Origin of the sequence: Oceanicaulis sp. LC35, from assembly GCF_052055585.1 — a bacterium.
GTDB lineage: Bacteria > Pseudomonadota > Alphaproteobacteria > Caulobacterales > Maricaulaceae > Oceanicaulis.
Map to the genome: position 1 here is coordinate 64,327 of NZ_CP170485.1, position 19,478 is coordinate 83,804.

The 19,478-nt window shown below is 63.8% G+C and carries 24 protein-coding genes; 13 read left to right on the forward strand and 11 right to left on the reverse strand.

Annotated features, from left to right (window positions below):
- Positions 1–5: 5 nt before the first annotated feature.
- The 4 genes from ACFELO_RS00335 to ACFELO_RS00350 form a co-directional block, all read right to left on the reverse strand.
- The gene (locus ACFELO_RS00335) at positions 6–431 is read right to left on the reverse strand and encodes a hypothetical protein (RefSeq protein WP_440958589.1); all 426 of its coding nucleotides are present in this window, start codon (positions 429–431) and stop codon (positions 6–8) included.
- A 146-nt stretch (positions 432–577) separates the two neighbouring features.
- Positions 578–1,012 (reverse strand): hypothetical protein, encoded by a 435-nt coding sequence (locus ACFELO_RS00340; protein WP_440958590.1) that lies wholly within the window; start codon positions 1,010–1,012, stop codon positions 578–580.
- A 145-nt stretch (positions 1,013–1,157) separates the two neighbouring features.
- Positions 1,158–3,836, reverse strand: coding sequence for an aconitate hydratase AcnA (gene acnA, locus ACFELO_RS00345; RefSeq protein ID WP_440958591.1), 2,679 nt, complete (start codon positions 3,834–3,836; stop codon positions 1,158–1,160).
- 237 nt (positions 3,837–4,073) lie between these two features.
- Positions 4,074–4,781, reverse strand: coding sequence for a hypothetical protein (locus ACFELO_RS00350; protein WP_440958592.1), 708 nt, complete (start codon positions 4,779–4,781; stop codon positions 4,074–4,076).
- 181 nt (positions 4,782–4,962) lie between these two features.
- Here ACFELO_RS00350 and ccmA point away from each other — a divergent pair, with 181 nt between their 5' ends.
- The 5 genes from ccmA (at position 4,963) to ACFELO_RS00375 (ending at position 7,830) form a co-directional block, all read left to right on the forward strand.
- On the forward strand, positions 4,963–5,592 hold the full coding sequence (gene ccmA, locus ACFELO_RS00355; protein ID WP_440958593.1) for a heme ABC exporter ATP-binding protein CcmA: 630 nt from the start codon (positions 4,963–4,965) through the stop codon (positions 5,590–5,592).
- On the forward strand, positions 5,589–6,257 hold the full coding sequence (locus ACFELO_RS00360) for a heme exporter protein CcmB (RefSeq protein WP_440958594.1): 669 nt from the start codon (positions 5,589–5,591) through the stop codon (positions 6,255–6,257). The genes ccmA and ACFELO_RS00360 overlap by 4 nt, the downstream gene beginning before the upstream one ends.
- Positions 6,258–6,323: 66 nt before the next feature.
- A complete protein-coding gene (locus tag ACFELO_RS00365) occupies positions 6,324–7,067 on the forward strand; it encodes a heme ABC transporter permease (protein WP_440958595.1) in 744 nt (247 codons plus the stop codon).
- Positions 7,064–7,276, forward strand: a complete 213-nt coding sequence (gene ccmD, locus ACFELO_RS00370; RefSeq protein ID WP_440958596.1) for a heme exporter protein CcmD — start codon at positions 7,064–7,066, stop codon at positions 7,274–7,276. The genes ACFELO_RS00365 and ccmD overlap by 4 nt, the downstream gene beginning before the upstream one ends.
- 8 nt (positions 7,277–7,284) lie before the next feature.
- The gene (locus ACFELO_RS00375) at positions 7,285–7,830 is read left to right on the forward strand and encodes a DsbE family thiol:disulfide interchange protein (protein ID WP_440958597.1); all 546 of its coding nucleotides are present in this window, start codon (positions 7,285–7,287) and stop codon (positions 7,828–7,830) included.
- 15 nt (positions 7,831–7,845) lie between these two features.
- Here the strand turns inward: ACFELO_RS00375 and ACFELO_RS00380 are convergent, their stop codons facing one another.
- Positions 7,846–8,415, reverse strand: coding sequence for a MarR family winged helix-turn-helix transcriptional regulator (locus ACFELO_RS00380; RefSeq protein ID WP_440958598.1), 570 nt, complete (start codon positions 8,413–8,415; stop codon positions 7,846–7,848).
- 119 nt (positions 8,416–8,534) lie between these two features.
- Here ACFELO_RS00380 and ACFELO_RS00385 point away from each other — a divergent pair, with 119 nt between their 5' ends.
- The gene (locus ACFELO_RS00385) at positions 8,535–9,071 is read left to right on the forward strand and encodes an NUDIX domain-containing protein (protein ID WP_440958599.1); all 537 of its coding nucleotides are present in this window, start codon (positions 8,535–8,537) and stop codon (positions 9,069–9,071) included.
- Positions 9,072–9,076: 5 nt separating this feature from the next.
- Here ACFELO_RS00385 and ACFELO_RS00390 read toward each other — a convergent pair whose 3' ends face one another.
- The 3 genes from ACFELO_RS00390 to ACFELO_RS00400 form a co-directional block, all read right to left on the reverse strand.
- Entirely contained in the window at positions 9,077–10,747 is a 1,671-nt protein-coding gene (locus ACFELO_RS00390) for an ATP-binding protein (RefSeq protein WP_440958600.1), read from the reverse strand.
- Positions 10,748–10,897: 150 nt separating this feature from the next.
- Positions 10,898–11,239: an arsenate reductase (glutaredoxin) gene (gene arsC, locus ACFELO_RS00395; protein WP_440958601.1), complete on the reverse strand. Its 342-nt coding sequence runs from the start codon at positions 11,237–11,239 to the stop codon at positions 10,898–10,900.
- Between the two features lie 3 nt (positions 11,240–11,242).
- Positions 11,243–12,130, reverse strand: a complete 888-nt coding sequence (locus ACFELO_RS00400; protein ID WP_440958602.1) for an HpcH/HpaI aldolase/citrate lyase family protein — start codon at positions 12,128–12,130, stop codon at positions 11,243–11,245.
- A gap of 24 nt (positions 12,131–12,154) precedes the next feature.
- Here ACFELO_RS00400 and ACFELO_RS00405 point away from each other — a divergent pair, with 24 nt between their 5' ends.
- Both ACFELO_RS00405 and ACFELO_RS00410 read left to right on the forward strand, forming a co-directional pair.
- Complete coding sequence (locus tag ACFELO_RS00405) at positions 12,155–13,729, forward strand: PfkB family carbohydrate kinase (RefSeq protein ID WP_440958603.1); 1,575 nt, start codon at positions 12,155–12,157, stop codon at positions 13,727–13,729.
- Between the two features lie 50 nt (positions 13,730–13,779).
- On the forward strand, positions 13,780–14,913 hold the full coding sequence (locus ACFELO_RS00410) for a serine hydrolase domain-containing protein (RefSeq protein ID WP_440958604.1): 1,134 nt from the start codon (positions 13,780–13,782) through the stop codon (positions 14,911–14,913).
- Positions 14,914–14,988: 75 nt separating this feature from the next.
- Here the strand turns inward: ACFELO_RS00410 and ACFELO_RS00415 are convergent, their stop codons facing one another.
- On the reverse strand, positions 14,989–15,201 hold the full coding sequence (locus ACFELO_RS00415; protein WP_009802223.1) for a cold-shock protein: 213 nt from the start codon (positions 15,199–15,201) through the stop codon (positions 14,989–14,991).
- Positions 15,202–15,523: 322 nt separating this feature from the next.
- Between ACFELO_RS00415 and ACFELO_RS00420 the strand changes: the two genes are divergently transcribed.
- A complete protein-coding gene (locus ACFELO_RS00420; RefSeq protein ID WP_440958605.1) occupies positions 15,524–15,745 on the forward strand; it encodes a hypothetical protein in 222 nt (73 codons plus the stop codon).
- Here ACFELO_RS00420 and ACFELO_RS00425 read toward each other — a convergent pair.
- Positions 15,735–16,235: a TspO/MBR family protein gene (locus ACFELO_RS00425; RefSeq protein ID WP_440958606.1), complete on the reverse strand. Its 501-nt coding sequence runs from the start codon at positions 16,233–16,235 to the stop codon at positions 15,735–15,737. The genes ACFELO_RS00420 and ACFELO_RS00425 overlap by 11 nt on opposite strands.
- 210 nt (positions 16,236–16,445) lie before the next feature.
- Here ACFELO_RS00425 and ACFELO_RS00430 point away from each other — a divergent pair, with 210 nt between their 5' ends.
- The gene (locus ACFELO_RS00430; protein ID WP_440958607.1) at positions 16,446–17,057 is read left to right on the forward strand and encodes a peroxiredoxin family protein; all 612 of its coding nucleotides are present in this window, start codon (positions 16,446–16,448) and stop codon (positions 17,055–17,057) included.
- A 55-nt stretch (positions 17,058–17,112) separates the two neighbouring features.
- Positions 17,113–17,661 (forward strand): GNAT family N-acetyltransferase, encoded by a 549-nt coding sequence (locus ACFELO_RS00435; protein WP_440958608.1) that lies wholly within the window; start codon positions 17,113–17,115, stop codon positions 17,659–17,661.
- Here the strand turns inward: ACFELO_RS00435 and ACFELO_RS00440 are convergent.
- Complete coding sequence (locus tag ACFELO_RS00440) at positions 17,658–18,416, reverse strand: LytTR family DNA-binding domain-containing protein (RefSeq protein WP_440958609.1); 759 nt, start codon at positions 18,414–18,416, stop codon at positions 17,658–17,660. The genes ACFELO_RS00435 and ACFELO_RS00440 overlap by 4 nt on opposite strands.
- A gap of 169 nt (positions 18,417–18,585) precedes the next feature.
- On the opposite strand from ACFELO_RS00440, the gene ACFELO_RS00445 reads away from it, so the two are divergent.
- Both ACFELO_RS00445 and ACFELO_RS00450 read left to right on the forward strand, forming a co-directional pair.
- The gene (locus tag ACFELO_RS00445) at positions 18,586–19,068 is read left to right on the forward strand and encodes a DUF2141 domain-containing protein (protein ID WP_440958610.1); all 483 of its coding nucleotides are present in this window, start codon (positions 18,586–18,588) and stop codon (positions 19,066–19,068) included.
- Positions 19,065–19,457: a DUF2306 domain-containing protein gene (locus ACFELO_RS00450; protein ID WP_440958611.1), complete on the forward strand. Its 393-nt coding sequence runs from the start codon at positions 19,065–19,067 to the stop codon at positions 19,455–19,457. Before ACFELO_RS00445 ends, ACFELO_RS00450 begins: the two co-directional genes overlap by 4 nt.
- The last annotated feature ends 21 nt before the right edge of the window (positions 19,458–19,478 follow it).

Sequence of the window (19,478 nt, forward strand, 5' to 3'; positions counted from 1 at the left end):
CACGGTTACAGGGAAAATGTCTCAAGCGCGGCTTCATCGAAGGGCGCGCGCCCCAGCCAGTCCAGCGCCTCGTCCAGCGTGTCGAACATCCTTATGGACAGGCTCTGCTCGGAGTCCGGGAAGAAGAGCGGCCAGATTTCCACGATGGATTTAAGAGGGGCGGGCACGTCCACGAAGGCGGACCGCAGCTGATGGGTGACGCCGCGTTCCTGCAAGGTGCGTTGACGCTCGATGGCGTGGCCGACCACGACCGTATGATCGATCTCGATCCGGATCCGGGGATCAAATGTATGGATGAGGTCGTAATGAGCGGGAAAATCGGGTGCTCTGAACACCTCCAGATTTCGGCTCAGATCATCCTGTGTGAGCGCGGTCTCCCAGTACAGGATCACAAGGCGTTGGCCATGGTCGAGGCGAGTTGTGAAGGTCATGCGCTCTGGGTCATGAGGGGCAGTTCAGCCCGACTGTCAGGATGATGGGAGATACGCCTCGTTCGCGATCTTACAAGGACAGGGCGGAAGAAAAACCCCCGGTTCATGGGACCATCGATCACGCTGCCTTCTGTATCAAGGTCGATCTAAAGCGGCTGGATCGAAACGTCCTCAAGCGCATCAAGGTCGATCGGGTCGCGTCCCAACCAGGCCAGAGCCTCTTCCTGCGTGTCAAAGAACCGGATTTGCAGACCGTTCTCAGCTTCGGGAAAGAAGAGCGGCCAGTATTCCAGAAGGGATTTCAGCGAAGCCGGCACGGCGACGAAGGCTGAACGGATCTGCTGGTCTGGCGCGCGCTCGAGCAAGGTGCGCTGGCGCTCGATGGCGTGCGTGACCATGGCGTTGTGATCAAGCTGAAGGCGGATATCCGGGTCGAACAGGTTCAGCAGATCGTAATCCGCAGGGAAGTCGGGGTTCCTGAATAATTTCAATGCATGCGCCAGGTCTTTCTGCGACAGCGTATCCTGGCCGTAAAACACGGCGAGGCGCTGAGCGTGATCAAGGCGGGTTGTAAAGGTCATGCAGATTTCGTCGTTAAGGCAAGTTCGGCGACATTGTCGAGAATAAGGAAATTACTACGCGCGGCACGAAAAGAAAGAAAAGCACTAAAGAAAAACCCCGGCGGATCGCTCCGCCGGGGTTTCTATGTTTGCAGTGCTTGCGCGTTTACGCGGTGGCGCGCTGACGCAGAACGTAGTGCAGGATGCCGCCATTGTTGACGTAATCGAGCTCGTTCTCGGTATCGATCCGGGCCAGAAGCTCGGTCGTTTTGGTCGAACCATCCTCGAAGGTGATCTCGAGGGTCACCGTGCTGCGCGGCTTGACGCCTTCAATGCCCTTCAGCGAGACGGTTTCCTTGCCGGTCAGACCCAGCGAGGCCCAGCTTTCGCCGTTCTGGAACTGCAGCGGAACCACGCCCATGCCCACGAGGTTGGAGCGGTGGATACGCTCGAAGCTTTCGCAGATCACGGCTTTGACGCCCAGAAGACGGGTGCCCTTGGCCGCCCAGTCGCGCGACGAGCCGGTGCCGTATTCCTTGCCGCCGAAGACGACGAGCGGGGTGTCCGCATCGGCGTACTTCATGGCCGCGTCATAGATCGGCATTTCCTCGCCGGACGGCTGCAGCTTGGTGACGCCGCCTTCCACGCCCGGAACCATCTGGTTCTTGATGCGGATGTTGGCGAAGGTGCCGCGCATCATCACTTCATGATTGCCGCGACGTGCGCCGTAGGAGTTGAACTCGCGCGGCTCGACGCCTTTTTCCTGCAGGTACAGACCTGCCGGGCTGTCCGCCTTGATCGAACCGGCCGGGGAAATGTGGTCGGTGGTGATCGAGTCGCCGAACAGGCCCAGGATGCGAGCGCCGGAAATGTCTTTCGGTGGGGTCACATCGGTGGTCATGCCGGTGAAGAAGGGCGGGTTGGCCACATAGGTGGATTCCGGCCAGTCATAGGTCAGACCGCCAGAGGTCTCGATGCCTTGCCACATGGCGTCGCCCTTGAAGACGTCGGCATAGCGCTTGGCGAACATTTCCGGCGTCACAGCCGTGCGGACCGCTTCAGCGATCTCGGCGGAGGTCGGCCAGATGTCTTTCAGGTAGACCGGGTTGCCGTCGGCGTCTTCGCCAATCGGATCCTCGGCGACATTGATGTTCATGGTGCCGGCGATGGCGTAGGCGACCACGAGCGGCGGGCTGGCGAGATAGTTCGCGCGCACATCCGGGCTCACGCGGCCTTCGAAGTTGCGGTTGCCCGACAGCACGGAGGTGGCGACGAGGTCACCGTCCTTGATGGCTTTGGAGATCGGCGCCGGCAGCGGGCCGGAGTTGCCGATACAGGTGGTGCAGCCATAGCCGACAAGGTTGAAGCCGAGCGCGTCGAGATCGTCCTGCAGGCCGGCTTTTTCCAGATAGTCGGTCACGACCTGGGAGCCCGGCGCGAGGGAGGTTTTCACCCACGGCTTGACCTTCAGGCCTTTCTTGAGCGCGTTGCGCGCCACAAGACCGGCGCCCAGCATCACGGACGGGTTGGAGGTGTTGGTGCACGAGGTGATCGCGGCGATCACCACATCACCGTGGCCGATGGAGAAGTCTTCGCCATCCACGGTGACGCGCTTGCCGGCTTCGTCGGCTTTCTTGAACTCGTCCTTGAGGACGTTGGCGAAAGCGTCGGCGGCGGTGTTCAGCGCCACGCGGTCCTGCGGGCGTTTCGGGCCAGCCAGCGACGGCACGACGGTGGACAGGTCCAGTTCCAGCGTGTCGGTGTAGACCGGGTCGTCCTTGCGCTCGGGGCGGAACATGCCCTGGGCTTTGGAGTATTCCTCGACCAGCTTGACGCGGCCCTCTTCACGGCCGGTGGCGCGCAGATATTCCAGCGCTTCATTGTCGACCGGGAAGAAGCCACAGGTCGCGCCGTATTCGGGCGCCATGTTGGCGATGGTCGCGGCGTCTTCCAGCGACAGATTGTCGATGCCGGCGCCGAAGAATTCCACGAACTTGCCGACCACGCCTTTTTTGCGGAGCATTTCCACGACGGTCAGCACGAGGTCGGTGGCGGTCGCGCCTTCCGGCAGCTTACCGGTCAGCTTGAAGCCCACGACTTCGGGGATCAGCATGGAGACCGGCTGGCCCAGCATGGCGGCTTCGGCTTCGATGCCGCCCACGCCCCAGCCCAGAACGGCCAGGCCGTTGACCATGGTGGTGTGGGAGTCCGTGCCGACGAGGGTGTCCGGATAGGCGTAGGTGACGCCGTCTTCATCCTTGGTCCACACGGTCTGGGCCAGGTTCTCAAGGTTCACCTGGTGGCAGATGCCGGTGCCCGGCGGGACAACGCGGAAATTGTCAAACGCGCTCGAACCCCATTTGAGGAATTTGTAGCGCTCGCCATTGCGCTCGTATTCGCGCTCGACGTTTTTCTCGAAGCTGTCGCCCTTGCCGAAATAGTCCACCATCACCGAGTGGTCGATGACGAGGTCGACGGGGACCAGCGGGTTCACCGATTTGGGATCACCGCCCAGCGAGGTGGTGGCGTCGCGCATGGCGGCGAGGTCCACAACAGCCGGAACGCCGGTGAAGTCCTGCATCAGCACGCGGGCCGGACGATAGGCGATCTCGTGATCGGACTTGCCGGTCTTGGTCCATTCCGCGATGGCTTCGATGTCCGCCTTGGTGACGGTGCGGCCGTCTTCAAAGCGCAGCAGGTTCTCCAGAAGAACCTTCAGCGTGTAGGGCAGCTTGGAGACGCCATCGAGGCCGTTCTTTTCCGCCTCTTTCAGGTCGAAATAGGTGTAGGTCTTGCCCGCGACCGTCATTTCGCGACGGCACTTGAAGCTGTCCAATGAAGCCATGTTTGGTCCTCGTTGTCGGGCCGGGCCGCCGCATGAGAGAGGGTGCAGGCGGAACCGGGCGGAGTATCGTGCGCGATCACACGACGGAAAGGTTTCGCGCGGGTTTTAATACTGTCTGCGCTGCACCGCAATGCAGCCGAAGGCCGTAGGTGCGCCAAACGCATTTATCGCAACGCATTTGCAGGCGATGCGGCGGCGAGCGGCCCGGGCCGGATACAGTCTGAAGATGTGAGGCGCTCAGGCTTTCGAGGCTTGCTCGACCTCGACGATGACGCTGGCGAGATCGTCAATGATCTCCTCGAAATCGAGTAGCAGGGTAACGAAATTGACCTTGATGCCGTTCTGGTCGGTCATGAAGGAGCGCCGGAGCTTGTGGTTGAAGAACGTGCCGATATTGTTCTTCAGAATGGCGAAATCGCTATAGAAACACTCCACAATACGCAGATGCTTGGGGTCCAGATTCCGGTCGTGCAGCATGTGGCGTTTCTGCTCGTATGTCTCGAGCTCCATGGCGTTCTGACGGTCCATATAGGACAGGATCAGGTTCTCGAGCTGACGCAGGAATTCACGCTGGAAGATCGCGATCCGGTTGGCCGGGTTCTGCCCGTCGCGGCTCATTTCGATGATGGCCAGGATGCTGTCGCGGGTGAACAGGGAGAAGCGATGAAACTCGACGGTCGTCTTCTTGAGAATTTTGATCTTGTTTTCCATGTCGATCAGGATTTCTGACGAACAGGCCGCGACCTTTTTCTCGAACCCCTTGGACAGTTTCACATTGGTGCGATCGACCAGATTGCTGATGTCGGAGTAAATTTTCTCCACGATCTGAAATGCGGATGAAAAATCGGGGCCTACGAAATAATAGATGTGCCCGCCATGGCTGCTCTCGAAGCCGAAAGCGCCTGTGGTGCGCAGCGTAATGGAATAGATCTCGTTCGTGTTCATACCATCCCCCCGGATATGGTAATTCATGGCGCGGTCAGACCGCGTTAAGTATTCCTTAACGGTAGCAATCGGGTCTTGCGCGAACAAGAATGGATTTGAAAAGTCCTGAGACGCCGGGATGACTGGGGCTGCGACATCTCAGCCTTGGACCCTTGCCCGAACTGCGGCTAAGTCTCTGCTCATGAGTTCCACCGCCTTTTCTCCGTCTCCGATCAAGGTCTCCGGCCTGCGCCTTGAGCGCGGGGGCAAGACCTTGCTGAGCGGGTTTTCGCTGGATGTGAAACCGGGAGAGGCGCTGGTGCTGCTGGGGCCGAACGGCTCGGGCAAGACCACGCTGTTACGCGCGCTGGGCGGTCTGGTGCGGCCTGCAGCAGGCGAGATTTCGCTGGATCCGCAGGCGGTCGCCTTTCTGGGTCATGCCGACGCGCTCAAACCGTCTGAAACCGTCGAGCAATCGCTCCGCTTCTGGGCCGGGCTCTATGGCGGCGATCTCAAGACGCTCGATCCGGTGATGGTCGATCTGGCGCTGGCGCATCTGGCGCGGCGCTCTTGCGGCACGCTGTCAGCGGGGCAGAAACGGCGCACGGCGCTGGCCCGGATAGCGCTGTCGAACCGTTCGGTCTGGCTGCTCGATGAACCGGCTGCACCACTGGATGCACGGTCGCGGGAGCGTCTGGCCTTGCTCGTTAGCCAGCATTGCGCGGCAGGCGGCATTGTCATCGCCGCCACCCATGTGGATCTGGGGTGGGCGGGCGCGAGGGTCGAGGATTTGCGCCCCGCCCCCACCAAAACCGCGGCGGGTGTGGGATGAGCGCGATGGGAGCGATCTTCACCCGCGAGTTACGGCTGGCCTTTGCCGGCGGCGGCGGTCCGGCGGGACCGGCGGCGTTCAATCTGGCCGCGCTGGCGCTGGCGCCGCTCGCCATTGGTCCGGACGCGGACACCCTTCAGGCCGCCGGTCCGGGCGTGATCGCCTTCGCTGCGCTACTGGCGACGCTGCAGCCCGCCGAGCGCATCTTCAGCGAGGACGCCAGCGACGGCACGCTGGAGCTTTACGCATTGTCTCCGGTCGGGCTGGCGCTCTCGGTGTTCATGAAGACGCTGGCCTTCATTCTGGCGGTGTTCTGGACGACGCCCTTGCTCGCCTTCATTGGCGGGCTGGCCTATGGCATGGATGTCAGCTCGGCCTTTGTGCTCGCGCTGGGGCTGGCCTTCGCTGCGCCAGGACTGGCGTTTATCGCAGCCTTTGCGGGCGCGTTGGCGGCGGGGCTGAAACGGGCGGGGCTTCTGATCGCCCTGATCGCCGCGCCCTTGCAGGTGCCGCTTCTCGTGTTCGCCGCCGGCGCAGGCCGCGCCGCGATGGATGGAACAGGGCTCGAAGGCCCCAATCTGATGATGGCGCTGGCGGGTTCGCTGGCGGCGTTGGCCCTTGCGCCCTTCGGGGCGGCCGCAGCGCTCAAGGCGCGTCTGGAATAGAATTGATTGCGGCCCAGCGCCGCATCGGCTTGCCCGTTGGGGCCGGCCCGGCTAGGTGATCGGTTTATGTGGAGCTATTTCGCCAATCCTGAACGGTTCGACCGCCTTGCGCGCGCGCTGATCCCTTGGTGCTGGGGCGTCACGGCCGTGCTGTTCGCCATCGGTCTGCCCTGGGCGCTGTATTTCTCGCCCGGCGACTATCAGCAGTCGGACACCGTGCGGATCATGTATGTGCACGTGCCCGCGGCCTGGCTCGCCATGTTCGCCTATGCGGGCCTCGGCGGAGCCAGCTTTGTCTACTTCATCTGGCGGCATAACCTGGCTGACCTTGCCGCACGCGCCATCGCGCCTGCGGGTGCGGTCTTTGCGTTTGTGTGTCTGGCGACCGGCTCGCTCTGGGGTCGTCCCATGTGGGGCGCCTGGTGGGTCTGGGATGCGCGCCTGACCTCCATGCTGGTGCTGTTTCTCCTGTATCTTGGGTATATGGCCCTGCGCGGCGCCATCGAGGACGAGAAGCTCTCCGCACGCGCAGGCGCAATCCTCGCCATGGCGGGGCTGATCAACCTGCCGGTGATCAAGTTCTCGGTGGACTGGTGGAACACCCTGCATCAGGGCGCCAGCGTCTTCCGCTTTGACGGGCCGACGATTGATGCCTCCCAGCTCTGGCCGCTGGCGATCATGGCGCTCGGCTTCACCGTGCTCTATCTCGCCCTCGTGCTGACCCAGATGCGCGCCATGCTCATGGAGCGCCGGGCTGAAGCGCTGGAGCGCCGCCGGGAACGGCGTCTGGAACTGGAGGCCGAGTTGTGAGCGCGATCACCGATTTCTTCGCCATGGACGGCTATGCCGTCTATGTCTGGGTGTCCTACGGGCTCAGCTTTCTGGGCAGCGCCGGGCTTGTCCTGATGGCGGTCAGCCGTCGTCAAAAGGCCAGCGCCCGTCTGGCGCGCCTTGAAGCGCAGGAAGCGGCCCTGAAGCCGGGCGCCTCAGCCTCCGTCGCGGACGAGGATGCGGCATGAAAAACATCATGACCTGGTTTCCGGTGATGGCGGTGGGCCTGTTGCTCGCCATTTTCGCCATTGCCCTGTTGCGTCCGAGCGAAGGCGGGGGCGACCCGATCCTCGGCCAGCGTGTCAGCGATCTCGGCCTGCCGCTTGAGGCGGTCAGCTTCCGCGACGAGGGGTTTGATCCGGATACGGTTGAAGGCCCTTATCTTCTGAATGTCTGGGCGAGCTGGTGTCCGCCTTGCCGGATCGAACATCCCTATCTTGAGGCGATGTCGGACCAGGGCGTGCCGATCTATGGCATCGTCTACAAGGATGACGAGGCGGATACGGCGCAATTTCTCAACCAGCTGGGCGATCCGTTTACAGGGCTCGCCGCTGACCCGGAAGGTCGCGCCGGGTTCGAGCTTGGGGTCACCGGGCCGCCGGAAACCTTCATCGTGGATAGCGACGGCATCATCCGCGCGCGCTGGCGCGGGGCTGTGACCGATATTGTCTGGATACAGCGTCTGGCCGGGCCCTGGGCGGAAGCGGGCGGCCAGCCGATCGACTGGAGCGCTGTGCAATAAGCCCGAGCAGCCCGCCTATTCGGCGGCGGCTGCTGCGGCCTTTTTCTTCTTCTTCTTTTTCTTCTTGTCGCCGCCCTTGGCTTTCGCCTTGGCTTCCTTCTCGGCGATCTTGGCCTTCTTGGCTTCTTCCTTGGCCGCTTCCGCGCCGAGCTCGGAGGCGCGGGCGATACGGTTGAGGGCCTCGACGAAGCTGGCGCGCTTGTTCTTGGGCAGAGCCGTCAGGATGGCGTCGTCAGCCGCTTTCGCCCCGGCGATGACGGTGGCGTGCAGCTTGCGGCCTTCCTCGGTGAAGCGCACGGCGTTGGCGCGGGCGTCGCCCGGCGCTTTTTCCCGAACCAGCAACCCCTTGGCGGCCATGCGCGAGACCAGCTCTGCCAGCGTCGAACGGTCAATCCCCGTCGAGGCCACCAGCTGGGTCTGGGTCAGGCCTTCCTGATCATGGACCGCGCAGAGCACGGCGAACTGGCGTTGGGTGATCTGAACGCCGCCCGTCGCTTCGGAGAATTGTTCCGCAGCGAATTGCTGGGCGCGGTGCATCAGATGCCCCGGCGAAGCGTTGAGGTCGAAATCGAGTGCGTCAGCCATATTTCACCCTCCGGCGACGGAACAAAACAACCATAGCCGGGTTTGACGACGTTTCAATAACAAGGTCCTCCTGATACGGAACAGGATAAGCAAACGACTAATGCAGCAAGGGGTTCGCGATGACTGATACATATCCCGATTTTCATCACGTGACGCCTGAAGGGGAGGATCGGGAGCGTAGGGTCTGTCGAACCTGCGGCTTCATTGATTACGTCAATCCCAAGATCGTCGCCGGGGTGGTGGCGATATCCGATGATGGCCGCGTTCTGATGTGTCGCCGGGCGATCGAGCCGCGGTCAGGCTTCTGGACCTTGCCGGCAGGCTATATGGAGCAGGGGGAGAGTGTGGAGGAGGCCGCCTTGCGCGAGGCGCGCGAGGAAGCCTGCGCCACGCTGGAGCTTGAGGGCGTTCTGGCGATTTACTCCATCCCGCGCCTGTCCCAGGTGCAAATCTTCTTTCGCGCCCGGATGAGCGATCCGCATTTCGCCGCCGGACCGGAAAGCCGGGAGGTGGCGCTCTATGACTGGGACGCCTTGCCGCTGCCCGATCTCGCCTTTCCCAGCGTGAAATGGGCGCTTGATGATTATCGTGCCGGGCATGGTCGGGATCTCGGTCCGGCTATGCGCACGCAAGGGCCGGACTTCAAACCCCTCTAGCGCAATCAGGCCGAGGCTTTCAGGGTGAGCTGGTTGAGCCGGGCGCCGAGATGATCGAGATTGAGGGGCTTTGACAAGCAGTCCGCCGCTCCGCGATCACGCAGGCGCTGGGCGGTGCCGGAGGTCACATCGGCGGTGACGATGACCACGGGCATGTCCGGATAGACGCTGCGCAAATGCACCAGAAGGTCTTCGCCCGACAGGCCGGGCATGTGCAGGTCCAGCAGGACGGCGTCGGGATCGGTCCTGGTCTTGTCCATCAGGGCGAGGGCGTGCGCACTGCTTTCCGCCTGCAGGACGCTCCAGCCGGTGTTCTCCAGATAGACCGTCAGCAGATTGCGGTTTGTGGCGTTATCTTCCACGACGAGGGCCGTACGTGCAGGCCGCGCTTCAGACGCCGGCTGCCGGACCGGGGAGGGCAGGTCGGTTGGGATCGGGTCGCTTTGCGTCTTCGCCGCCAGTCGATAGGGCAGGCGGACCCAGAACCGGCTGCCTGCGCCGAGTTCACTTTCAACGCCGATTTCACCCCCTGCCAGATGGGCGATTTCCTGGGCGATGGTCAGGCCCAGGCCTGCCCCCTCATGATGACGGCCCACGCTGTCATCTATCTGGCTGAAGCGCTCGAAGATGGAGTCGACCTGATCGGGCGCGATGCCGGGTCCGGTGTCGGACACGCTCAGCTCCATCTGCGTGGAGTCCAGAAGGCGGCCGCTGATCGCGATGGCGCCGGCATCGGTGAACTTGACGGCATTGCCGGCGAAATTGGTCAGGATTTGCAGGATGCGGGTGGCGTCGCCCATCACCGGTTGCTCAAGCTCTGACCAGATATCGAGCTCGACCCGCAGTTTCTTGCTCGCAGCCATGCTGGCGATGGTGTCGGACGCCTTGCGCAGCAGATCGGCCGGTATGTAAGGCGCGTCATCGAGCTCAAGCTCGCCCGCCTCGATGCGGGAAATGTCCAGCACGTCGTCGATCAGCCCCCGCAGCGCGCTGCCCGAGGAGTTGAGCATGCGCACATAGTCGCGCTGACGGTTATCAAGTTCGGTCTGTCCCAGAAGCTGGGCCATGCCCATGACGCCATTGAGCGGGGTCCGGATCTCGTGGCTCATATTGGCGAGGAAGCGTGATTTGGCCACGTTCGCCCGCTCAGCCTGGCGATAGGCGTCCTTGATGCGGCGGCTGGCGGCGCCAAAGCGGCGTGCAGCGACAAAGAAGTGCAACAAGAAGAGTGCTGCGGCGATGAGCGCCAGCACGTATTCCACATTCATCTCGCCATCGCGGAACAGGGCGCTGGCCGGCAGCGCCAGCAGATAGGCCGCAGCAGGACCGCCGCCGCTCAGGGTGAGCGGCAAATCCTCGTTGGAATGCACTGCGATGTGAAACAGTGATCCGCACAGCAGCAGAAGGGCGATGGACTCTCCTGTCTCGCCCCAGGCGTTCCAGAGCCCGATGCTGAGTGAAGAATAGATCGTGGAGGCGACCATCATGGAGACGTTCGCCCGGAACTTTTCGGCGCGCGTCACCGGGGCGTTGCGCGTTTCATCCCGGAATCTGGACGCCAGCCAGTGATCCAGAACTTGAGAGCCCACCGCCAGAAGAGCGTAGGCGATGGCGAAGAGCCGTAGACCCGCCAGATACATGACAACCGCGCCGAAGAGCGCGGTGCCGATTCGCATAGGCAATTCGCGCGCCCTCTTTCTCGCGATGCTTTGATAAGCATCGAGCGTGATTAGGTTGTCCATGCAAAGGCCCCAGGATGACGCATTCTTCGAGCTTCATCCTAAAGTCTTGAAACTTGGTGACACTCCGCCAAAGGTCTTATGTAATTATAACGCATCCAGGATTTGCTCGACCGGACGGCCCAGGGCGGCGCGTGCGCCATGGATCAGGATCGGGCGCTCGATCAGCTTGGGATTGTCCGCCATGGCCTGGATCAGCGCGTCCTCATCCTCGACCGATTTGAGATCGAGCTCCTTGTAGAGATCTTCCTTGGTGCGCATCAGCTCGCGCGCGCTGGAGAGCCTCAGCTTGGAGATCACCGAACGGATTTCATCGGCGCTGGGCGGTTCCTTGAGATATTCGCGGATTGTCGGGCGCATGCCGTGCTGCTCCAGCAGGGCCAGCGCCTCGCGCGATTTCGAACAGCGCGGATTGTGCCAGTATTCCATTCTTCACTCCCGGGTTTGCGCGGCGGCAAGCACGGCTCGCGCGGCGCGTAGATGCATGTGTTCGACCATCCGGCCTTCGACCGGAACGGCGCCCTTGCCCGCATGGGCCGGGTCCGCAAAGGCGTCCACGACCTTTTGCGCCCAGTCGCATTCGCGGGCGCTGGGGGCGTAGGCGCGGTGTACAGGTTGGATCTGGGAGGGGTGGATCAAGGTCTTGCCGTCAAATCCCAGCGCACGGCCCTGGCGCGCTTCAGCCTCAAACCCCGGCTCGTCCTTGTAGGCATTGAAAACCGAATCCAGCACCAGAAGCTTCATGGCGCGCGCCGCCAGCACCAGCCGCGACAGATGCGGGGTAAGAACCTCGCGTCGCTGGTCGGTGTCGGGCAGGTGCAGGCCCACCGCAAGGTCATTGGCGCCCGCGACAAGCGCTTCCAGACGCGAGAACTGCGCCTGCCGGGCAATGGCGTCCACATTCAGAACGCCCAGCGGAGTTTCGATCATCGCCCAGACCGGGCCGTCATAACCGGCCTGATCCAGTCGCTGGCGAATGCTCGCCAGCTGATCGGGGGTCTCGACCTTGGCGATCAGGACCGCATCGGGGCGGGCGGCGCTCGCTACAGGCAGATCGGCCGCCAGATCCGGTGATCCGGGCTCGGCGATGCGCAACACCGTATAAAGACCCTGCGCCCGGAACCGGGGGATCGTCTCGCGCGCCTGGGCCCGGGCTTCGGATTTACGTTCGGGGGCGACGGCGTCTTCCAGATCCAGGATGATCGCGTCCGCGCCCAGTCCCGGCGCCTTGTCCAGCGCGCGGGGCTTGTCGCCCGGCACGAACAGGACCGATCGCATAAGTCTTGCGTTCAGAAGTGTGTGAGAGGAATCGTCCATCATGAGGCAAAGGCTTACATAAGGCGCATGGCTGACACCACTCCCCAAACGTCTGTTCTCGTCATCAGTTCACTGGTCGCTACGAGCGAAGTGGGCGGCGGCGTGACGGCGCAGGTGCTGAACGCCCGGTCGATCCGGCCCTTTTTCGTGCCTACCGTGATGCTGGGGCGGCACCCTGCACTGGGGGCGCCCGGGGGCGGACCCGTCTCCACCGAGCATCTGGCGTCGGCGCTTGAAGGGGTGAAAGCCAATGGCGCGCTGGGTCGTGTGGACGCGATTTTCACGGGCTATTTTCACAATCCCGACCAGATCCGGCAAGCCGCAGCCCTGATCGCTGAGGCGCGCGCCCGGCGTCCGGATCTTCTGGTGATGGTGGACCCGATCCTGGGAGACGGGCAGGCCGATGGCAGGGATGACGGGCTGTATATCAGCGCGGACGCGGCGCGGGCGATACGCGACGACTTGCTGCCTCTGGCCAGCGTCATCACGCCCAACCGGTTCGAGCTGGCCTGGCTGAGTGGGGGGGCGATCACCACGCCCGCTGACGCGGTGAGGGCCGCGCGGGGACTGGCGCCGGTGGTGCTGTGCACGTCCGCGCCCGCTGATCGCAATGAGGTCTCGGTCATCACCGTTACGGCGGAGGATGCGTTCAGCGCCCGGATGCCGCGGATTGATCCCGCGCCGTTCGGGACCGGGGACGTGTTCGCCGCCAGTGCTCTGGTCGAACGTCTGTCGGGCGCACGCTGGCGTGATGCGGCGGCGAGGGCCATGGCGCGCATTTCCCATGTTCTGGAAGAGACGCGCCTTGCGGGCGAGACCCGGGATTTGCGCCTGACGCGCGAGACGCTGCAGACGCCCTTGCGCGCGCCCGCCCTGCGACGGGTCGGCGCCCAACGCCCGGCCTGGGTGATGGGGCTGGATGGCTGCAAGGCGGGCTGGGCCGGGGTGATGGTGGACCTCAATGGCATCGAAGCGCCGCGCCGGGCCGTGTTTGAGAGCTTCAAAAGCGCGTTTGACTGGGGCGCTCAGGTCATCGCGGTGGATATGCCCATCGGCTTTCAGGACCAGCCGACCAGCCCGCCCGGGCGGGCGTGCGAGCGCGAGGCGCGCGCCCTGCTGGGCCCAAGGCGCAGCTCGGTCTTCCCCTCCCCGATGCGCATGGCGTTGACGGCGTCAGACTATGCGCAGGCCAATCAGCTCAATCGCGCAGCGGGCGGGAAGGGTCTGTCAAAGCAGGCGTTCCACCTCTTTGCCAAGATCCGCGAAATAGACGCGCTGATGACGCCGGATGTGTCGCGCGGCGTGGTGTTCGAGACCCATCCCGAAGTGAGTTTCACGGTGCTGTCCGGCGCCCCGGCCCGGCATCGCAAGAAGACAAGGGAAGGGCGGCGGGAACGCATGGAGCTTCTGGTCCGCGAAGGCCTGCCCGAGGTGTTGTTCGAGCCGCATCCGTTCAAGTCCGCCCTGTGTGCGCCCGATGATCTGATTGATGCGGGCCTGTGCGTGCTGACCGCCCAGCGCATTGCGGCGGGAGAGGCGCGGCGCATGCCTGAAGACCCGCCCGAGGACGGGCGCGGTCTGATCATGGCCATTCACGCCTGATGGCCTCATCCCGCTTGAAACCGGGCCTGCGGGCCTATACCTGATCGCTCATGAGCATTGAAATTCACGGACATCTCGCGTCGGGCTTCGAGCTGGTCGCCGAGGCTTTCAAAGAGAACTTCTCCGAACGCGGCGAGCTGGGCGCAGGCTTTACGCTGATCCGCGACGGTGAAATTCTCGTCGACATCCATGCAGGCCATGCCGACCGGAAGGGCGAGCAGCCCTGGACGGCTGAAACGATTGTTCCGGTCTTCTCCACCGGCAAGGCGATCACGGCGCTGGTCGTGGCCTGGCTCGTGGATCAGGGTCGTCTCGACTATGACGCCCCGGTCGCCGATGTCTGGCCGGACTTCGCCCAGGCGGGCAAGGGCGAGGTGACCCTGGCCCAGGCCCTGTCCCATCAGGCGGGTCTGCCCGGTTATCCGGACGAGATGGAGCCGGCGGACTGGTTTGATCGCGAGCTGATGGAAAGCCGCTTCGCCGCCATGACGCCCATGTGGCCGCTGGGGCAGGGTTCGGGCTATCACCCGATCAGCTATGGCGTGATCGCCGACGCCATCGTGCGCCGGGCGGACGCCGGCAAGCGCACGGTCGGGGCGATCCTGCGCGAGGAGATTTGCGGGCCGCGCGACATCGATTTCCATATCGGCGTGCCCGAAAGCGAGCATGCGCGCGCAGCCGAACATGTTCTGCCCCCGCGCCCGCCGCATCTGGGCTCTATGACGCCTGAGAAGGCGGCGGCCTTCCTCAAACCCTGGTCCTCGCCCGGACGGCGGGGCACGGCGGCCTGGCGCTCGGCGGAACTGCCCGCCGCCAATGGTCATGGCACCGCGAACGCGATTGCGCGCCTGATGTCGCCCTTCGCCACGCAAGGCCGACTGGATGACGAGGCGTTTGTCTCTGACGCGGTGATCGAGGCGGCCTTGCGCGAACGCGTCAGCGGGCCGGACAAGGTTCTTCCCTTTGATCTGGCCTTTGCGGCCGGGGTGATGATCAACCGCGCGTCCGAGGCGTTCGGGCCTGAGCCCCGGGCGGTCGGCCATTACGGCTTTGGCGGTTCGTGCGGGTTTGCAGATCCGGTGCGCGGCCTGTCCGGCGCCTATGTGATGAACCGGCAGATGGATGTGCTGGTCGGCGACGCCCGGGCCAAGGCGCTGATCGAGGCGGCGTACCGCTGTCTTTAAGGCTCATAGTCCAGAGCAAGAAAAACGCCGCGCGAGGGCTCTCGCGCGGCGTCTTTATTCAGGCAGGCAAGGCGATTAATCCATCGCCTTCAGATTGACCGCTTTCGGACCCTTGCCGCGACGGTCCGGTTCGGTTTCAAATTCAATGCGTTGGCCGTCGCGCAGATCGTTCAGGCCGGCATCTTTCACAGCGGTGATGTGCACGAACACATCCTTGTCGCCTTCATCCGGAGTGATGAAGCCGAAGCCCTTCTCGGTGTTGAAGAATTTAACGGTACCCGTAGTCATGGGTAGGAGTCCTTTCCCGTCCGTCCGCGCAGCGTCCCGCGCCAGTAGTGTGTGCACACGGCGTCCCGCGCACAGCCTGCGGATTGCGGTCGGGGAAGGCAAAGTCAGAGGCGTTCGGCACTCGGGTCTTCCATACTCTTCACCGGGCCTTGTTCAAGCCGCTCGTGCACGGAATACTATGCCTGAAAATTCACCCTCTCACAAGCAAAGCCTAAGCGTGCGTTCGCTCTGGACTAGGGCCTGATACGTGAGCCGAAGAACCCGAAGATTCATAAGCGCTAAGTCCCGCGCGCCCCGTTCGGGAAACTCCGATCCGGGGGCGATGATCCGATTGTCGGGCTTTGGCGCGGCCTTTCTGGTGCTTGTCGCCGTCGCCGCCGGATTTCACGGCGAACGCTTTGCGCTGGCCGCCGCCGGGTTGATGAGCCGGCTGGGACCCTTGGTGGAGCCGGTGATCTGGGGCGTGAGCCCGGCGGAGCTGGGCGCGGGCGTGCTGGTGGTGTCGATTTTCGCCTGGGCGGTCTGGCGCGGCTTCAGAGGTTGAGCCGCCAGGTGCTCCACGACAGCACCAGCGCAAAGCCCAGCCACAGGACCAGCGGGATCATCAGGGCGCCCGCCAGCCTGGACGCCCGGAACGCGGCCAGCGTGACCGGGATCGAGAGCACCAGCGCCAGCACCGTGACGTAAAAGCCGTTGGCGACGTTCTGAAGCCCGAAATAGCCCAGCGTCCAGCCCATGCACACCAGATACTGGGCGATGATCGCCAGACGGGCGAAGCCCTTGTTCGCTTCATCCCCGTACCGGTCAACGGTGAAGGCGGCCAGGGCCATCAGGGTGAACAGACCCACCCAGACGGTTCCGATCACGCCGCCCGAGGGCGACCAGTCGGGGTTTTCGAGCGTGCGCGACCATTGAATGGCGGGGCCTGTGAAGATCCAGGCATTCAGGGCCAGGGCGGCGCCTACAAATACAAGAAGATACAGGCCCAGTCGGCCAAGTGCAGGACGGTTCTTGCGGAAGATATTCGTCGCCACTGATCGCCTCCTCTGCACGGTCCTGCCGGGCTCGGAGACGAACTTTAGCATGGTTTACGCCGTCGACCAGCGCTCAGCTCCAAGCGCCCCTGAACGGTCACAATCGCTTGAGAACGCCCCGATCGCCCGATCCGCCGCTTTTCTCGCCCGGGCGTGCGGGTCATGATTGCGACAGCGCCCGTCATTCGGGCCCGGTTTCAAGGATTGCCCATGTTGCGTTTCGTTCTCGCCCTCTCTGTATCGCTTGCCTGCACCCTGCCCGTGTCCGGCGCCTGGGCGCAAAGCCCGACCCAGGCGGCGGCCGAGGCGGCATCAAGCTTCGGGCCTGCAATTGGCGCACCGGCGCCCGAGCTTCATGTTGTGGACGCGCAAGGCGCCCCGCGCACGCTTTCAAGCCTGATGGGTGAGCAGGGTCTGGTTCTGTACTTCAACCGCTCGCTTGACTGGTGCCCGATCTGCCTGCGCCAGACGCTGGAGCTTGAGGGCTATGTGGACGCTTTTGCCGACGCGGGCTGGCCCGTGGCGGTGTTAACCTATGATCCGGAGCCGGTTCTGGCGCAGGTGGCGGAGCGGCGTGATCTGAGCATGGCCCTGTTGTCGGACGCGGGCAGCGCCACCATTGACGCGTTTGGTGTGCGCGATCCGATCTACGCAGATCCCGATCATCTGGCCCATGGCGTGCCCTATCCCATCACCTTCGTGATTGATCGGGACGGTGTGGTGGTCGCCAAGTTCTGGCATGAGGCGGGACTGGGTCAGCAGCGTGGCTATGCGACCCGGATCTCGGCCGAAGACGTGCTGGCTGCGGTGCAATCGCGCTAGCTCTTGTCTCGCGCTGTCGAATGAAGACACTCAGGCTTTGACCTGGGAGCCTCCGATGCTTGACGGACCTGTGCTTGAAACCGAACGCTTGCGCCTTCGTCTGCCCGAAGAGCGCGATCTGGATGGCTTTGTGGGCCTGATGAGTGACGAAGTCGCTGCCCGCCATATTGGCGGCGTCATGGAAGCGCCTTTGGTCTGGCGACAGTTGTGCACGATCATCGGGCACTGGGCCGTGCGCGGCTATGGCTTCTTCTCGGTAGAGGAAAAGGCGACGGGGGACTGGGTTGGCCGGGTCGGCCCCTGGGCGCCCCATGGCTGGCCCCAGCCGGAAGTGGGTTGGTCGATCACCCGGGCGCACTGGGGCAAGGGCTTCGGGCCCGAGGCGGCCGCCGCCACGATGGATTTCGCCTTCGACGAGCTGGGCTGGGACAGCGTCATTCATCTGATCGCGCCGGAGAATGACAACTCAAAGGCTGTGGCGCGCAAGTTGGGCTCGGTGGATCAGGGCCGTACCGCGGAGGTGCCGGGCTTCGGCATACAGGCGCAGGTCTGGGGGCAGTCCCGGGCAGACTGGGCCGCGAACCGGGAGCGGATCCGGCGCTAGAACCAGCCCGCCTCCCGTAGCGCGGGGTAATAGGTGCGGCTGACCGGAGCCTCTACGCCGTCCTTGAGGATCAGGACGCCCCGGCCATCACCCTTGCGTATTTCGGCGACCGCGCTTTTCGCCACCCACCAGGACCGATGGGTGCGCGCGCCTTCCAACGCGTCACAGGCCGCGACCGCATCAGACAGGCGCATCAGGATCAGGGCCTCGCCGCGTTCGGTGCGCACGCGCAGATAATGATCCTCGGCGCTCATCGACCAGAGCTCCGCGGTCCGCAGCCCGACGGGCAGTTTCTCGAGCAGAGCCGAGCTCGGCTGCGCATTGAGGCCGTTCTCTTCGGTTCCGGCGCGCGCGCCGCTCAGCTTGTCCACCACATAGACGACGGCGGTGGCGAAGCTTGAGATGAACAGCACCAGAAAATAGGTCAGGGCCAGATCACCGGCGCTGATCTTCAGGGAGAACCCGGCGTTCACAAAGGCGACGCCGAAGGTGACGGGGATGGAGACGCCGGCCGCTGTGAGTGCGTAGATGCTCCATTCCGGCGCCTGGGGCAGCAAGCGCGGCAGATTATGGCCCAGCGAGAAGCCGACGGCTCCGCCCAGGGCGATAAAGCCGGTCCAGTAAACCCACACCCAGGGCCAGCCCAGGGCATCCGAACCGAACGGGCTCATGATGGCCAGGAAGGTTCCAAGTCCCAGCACCATCAGCGCCGGTTGCACAAGGGCGCGCAGGGTTGTCCTGACCCGGTCTTGCATGACTGATGCGCTTACCCCCGTTCGCGAAGCGTGAACGGCAGGTTGGCTTCAACTCGCGAAGAGGTCCAGTCCGCTCGCGCAGAACCGTTTCCCGTTCCCGTTCGCCGCAGGCAGCACTGTGGGGCGACCCGCAGCGCCGTGCTGCGGTCAGATCGTGAAAGGACGGGACATGAACCACAAGACGATGAAAACCGCGGCCCTTGCGAGCGCAGCCTTGTTTGCGCTCCACTTCGCACCCTCAGCCCATGCGCAAGCGATGCCCGAAACCGCGCCGGACCTTGCGACGCTCTCCTTGGTGATTGACGGTCTGACGTCGCAAACCGGCCGGGTCTGGGTGGGCGTCTATGACAGCGCGGACGCCTGGAACGGGCAGGACGAGCTCCGCTCCGCCTGGGTCGAGATTGCCGAAGGTCAGGCCCGGCTCCAGCTTGAGGAGCTGCCAGCCGGTCCGGTCGGGATTCAGGTGTTTCATGACGCTAACGGCAATAACGACTTCGACACCAATTTTGTTGGCATCCCGCGCGAGCGCTATGGCTTCTCCAACAATCCCCGCCCGCGCTTCCGGGGCGCGAACTGGGAGGAAGCGGCGTTCACTCTGGCCCCGGGCGAGACCCGTGACATGGCCATCACCCTGCAAGGAGCCCGGGGATGAATATCGACGCCTTCCTGACCGCGCCGCTGCACATCCAGATCCATGCGCTCGCCGCCATGGGGGCGCTGGGGCTCGGCGTGGTCCAGTTCTCCGCGCCCAAGGGCACGATCCCGCACCGCGCGCTCGGCTATGTCTGGGTGGGTTTGATGCTGACGGTGGCGGGCACCGCCTATTTCATTCGCGAGACCAATAGCGGTTTCAGCCTGCTGCACCTTCTGATCCCGGTAACCGTGATCGGGGTGGTCTTTCTGACCCTTCATGCGCGTCGGGGAAATGTGGCGCGTCACCGAACGACTGCGCTGGTGCTGATGATCGCCGCTCTGGGCATTCCGGGCGCGGCGACCTTGATCCCCGGCCGGCTCATGCATGTGGTGGTGTTTGGCGGCTAGGTCGGGCGGCGTGTCATTGAC

Coding starts and splice junctions, on each gene's coding strand:
- ACFELO_RS00445 (WP_440958610.1), top strand. CDS start 18,586: ATGAACCACAAGACGATGAAAACCGCGGCCCTTGCGAGCGCAGCCTTG.
- acnA (WP_440958591.1), bottom strand. CDS start 3,836: ATGGCTTCATTGGACAGCTTCAAGTGCCGTCGCGAAATGACGGTCGCG.
- ACFELO_RS00415 (WP_009802223.1), bottom strand. CDS start 15,201: ATGACTACGGGTACCGTTAAATTCTTCAACACCGAGAAGGGCTTCGGC.
- ACFELO_RS00350 (WP_440958592.1), bottom strand. CDS start 4,781: ATGAACACGAACGAGATCTATTCCATTACGCTGCGCACCACAGGCGCT.
- ACFELO_RS00390 (WP_440958600.1), bottom strand. CDS start 10,747: ATGCGAATCGGCACCGCGCTCTTCGGCGCGGTTGTCATGTATCTGGCG.
- ACFELO_RS00340 (WP_440958590.1), bottom strand. CDS start 1,012: ATGACCTTTACAACCCGCCTTGATCACGCTCAGCGCCTCGCCGTGTTT.
- ACFELO_RS00375 (WP_440958597.1), top strand. CDS start 7,285: ATGACCTGGTTTCCGGTGATGGCGGTGGGCCTGTTGCTCGCCATTTTC.
- ACFELO_RS00420 (WP_440958605.1), top strand. CDS start 15,524: ATGATCCGATTGTCGGGCTTTGGCGCGGCCTTTCTGGTGCTTGTCGCC.
- ACFELO_RS00380 (WP_440958598.1), bottom strand. CDS start 8,415: ATGGCTGACGCACTCGATTTCGACCTCAACGCTTCGCCGGGGCATCTG.
- ACFELO_RS00440 (WP_440958609.1), bottom strand. CDS start 18,416: ATGCAAGACCGGGTCAGGACAACCCTGCGCGCCCTTGTGCAACCGGCG.
- ACFELO_RS00385 (WP_440958599.1), top strand. CDS start 8,535: ATGACTGATACATATCCCGATTTTCATCACGTGACGCCTGAAGGGGAG.
- ACFELO_RS00410 (WP_440958604.1), top strand. CDS start 13,780: ATGAGCATTGAAATTCACGGACATCTCGCGTCGGGCTTCGAGCTGGTC.
- arsC (WP_440958601.1), bottom strand. CDS start 11,239: ATGGAATACTGGCACAATCCGCGCTGTTCGAAATCGCGCGAGGCGCTG.
- ACFELO_RS00405 (WP_440958603.1), top strand. CDS start 12,155: ATGGCTGACACCACTCCCCAAACGTCTGTTCTCGTCATCAGTTCACTG.
- ACFELO_RS00365 (WP_440958595.1), top strand. CDS start 6,324: ATGTGGAGCTATTTCGCCAATCCTGAACGGTTCGACCGCCTTGCGCGC.
- ACFELO_RS00450 (WP_440958611.1), top strand. CDS start 19,065: ATGAATATCGACGCCTTCCTGACCGCGCCGCTGCACATCCAGATCCAT.
- ACFELO_RS00400 (WP_440958602.1), bottom strand. CDS start 12,130: ATGATGGACGATTCCTCTCACACACTTCTGAACGCAAGACTTATGCGA.
- ACFELO_RS00435 (WP_440958608.1), top strand. CDS start 17,113: ATGCTTGACGGACCTGTGCTTGAAACCGAACGCTTGCGCCTTCGTCTG.
- ACFELO_RS00360 (WP_440958594.1), top strand. CDS start 5,589: ATGAGCGCGATGGGAGCGATCTTCACCCGCGAGTTACGGCTGGCCTTT.
- ACFELO_RS00430 (WP_440958607.1), top strand. CDS start 16,446: ATGTTGCGTTTCGTTCTCGCCCTCTCTGTATCGCTTGCCTGCACCCTG.
- ccmA (WP_440958593.1), top strand. CDS start 4,963: ATGAGTTCCACCGCCTTTTCTCCGTCTCCGATCAAGGTCTCCGGCCTG.
- ACFELO_RS00335 (WP_440958589.1), bottom strand. CDS start 431: ATGACCTTCACAACTCGCCTCGACCATGGCCAACGCCTTGTGATCCTG.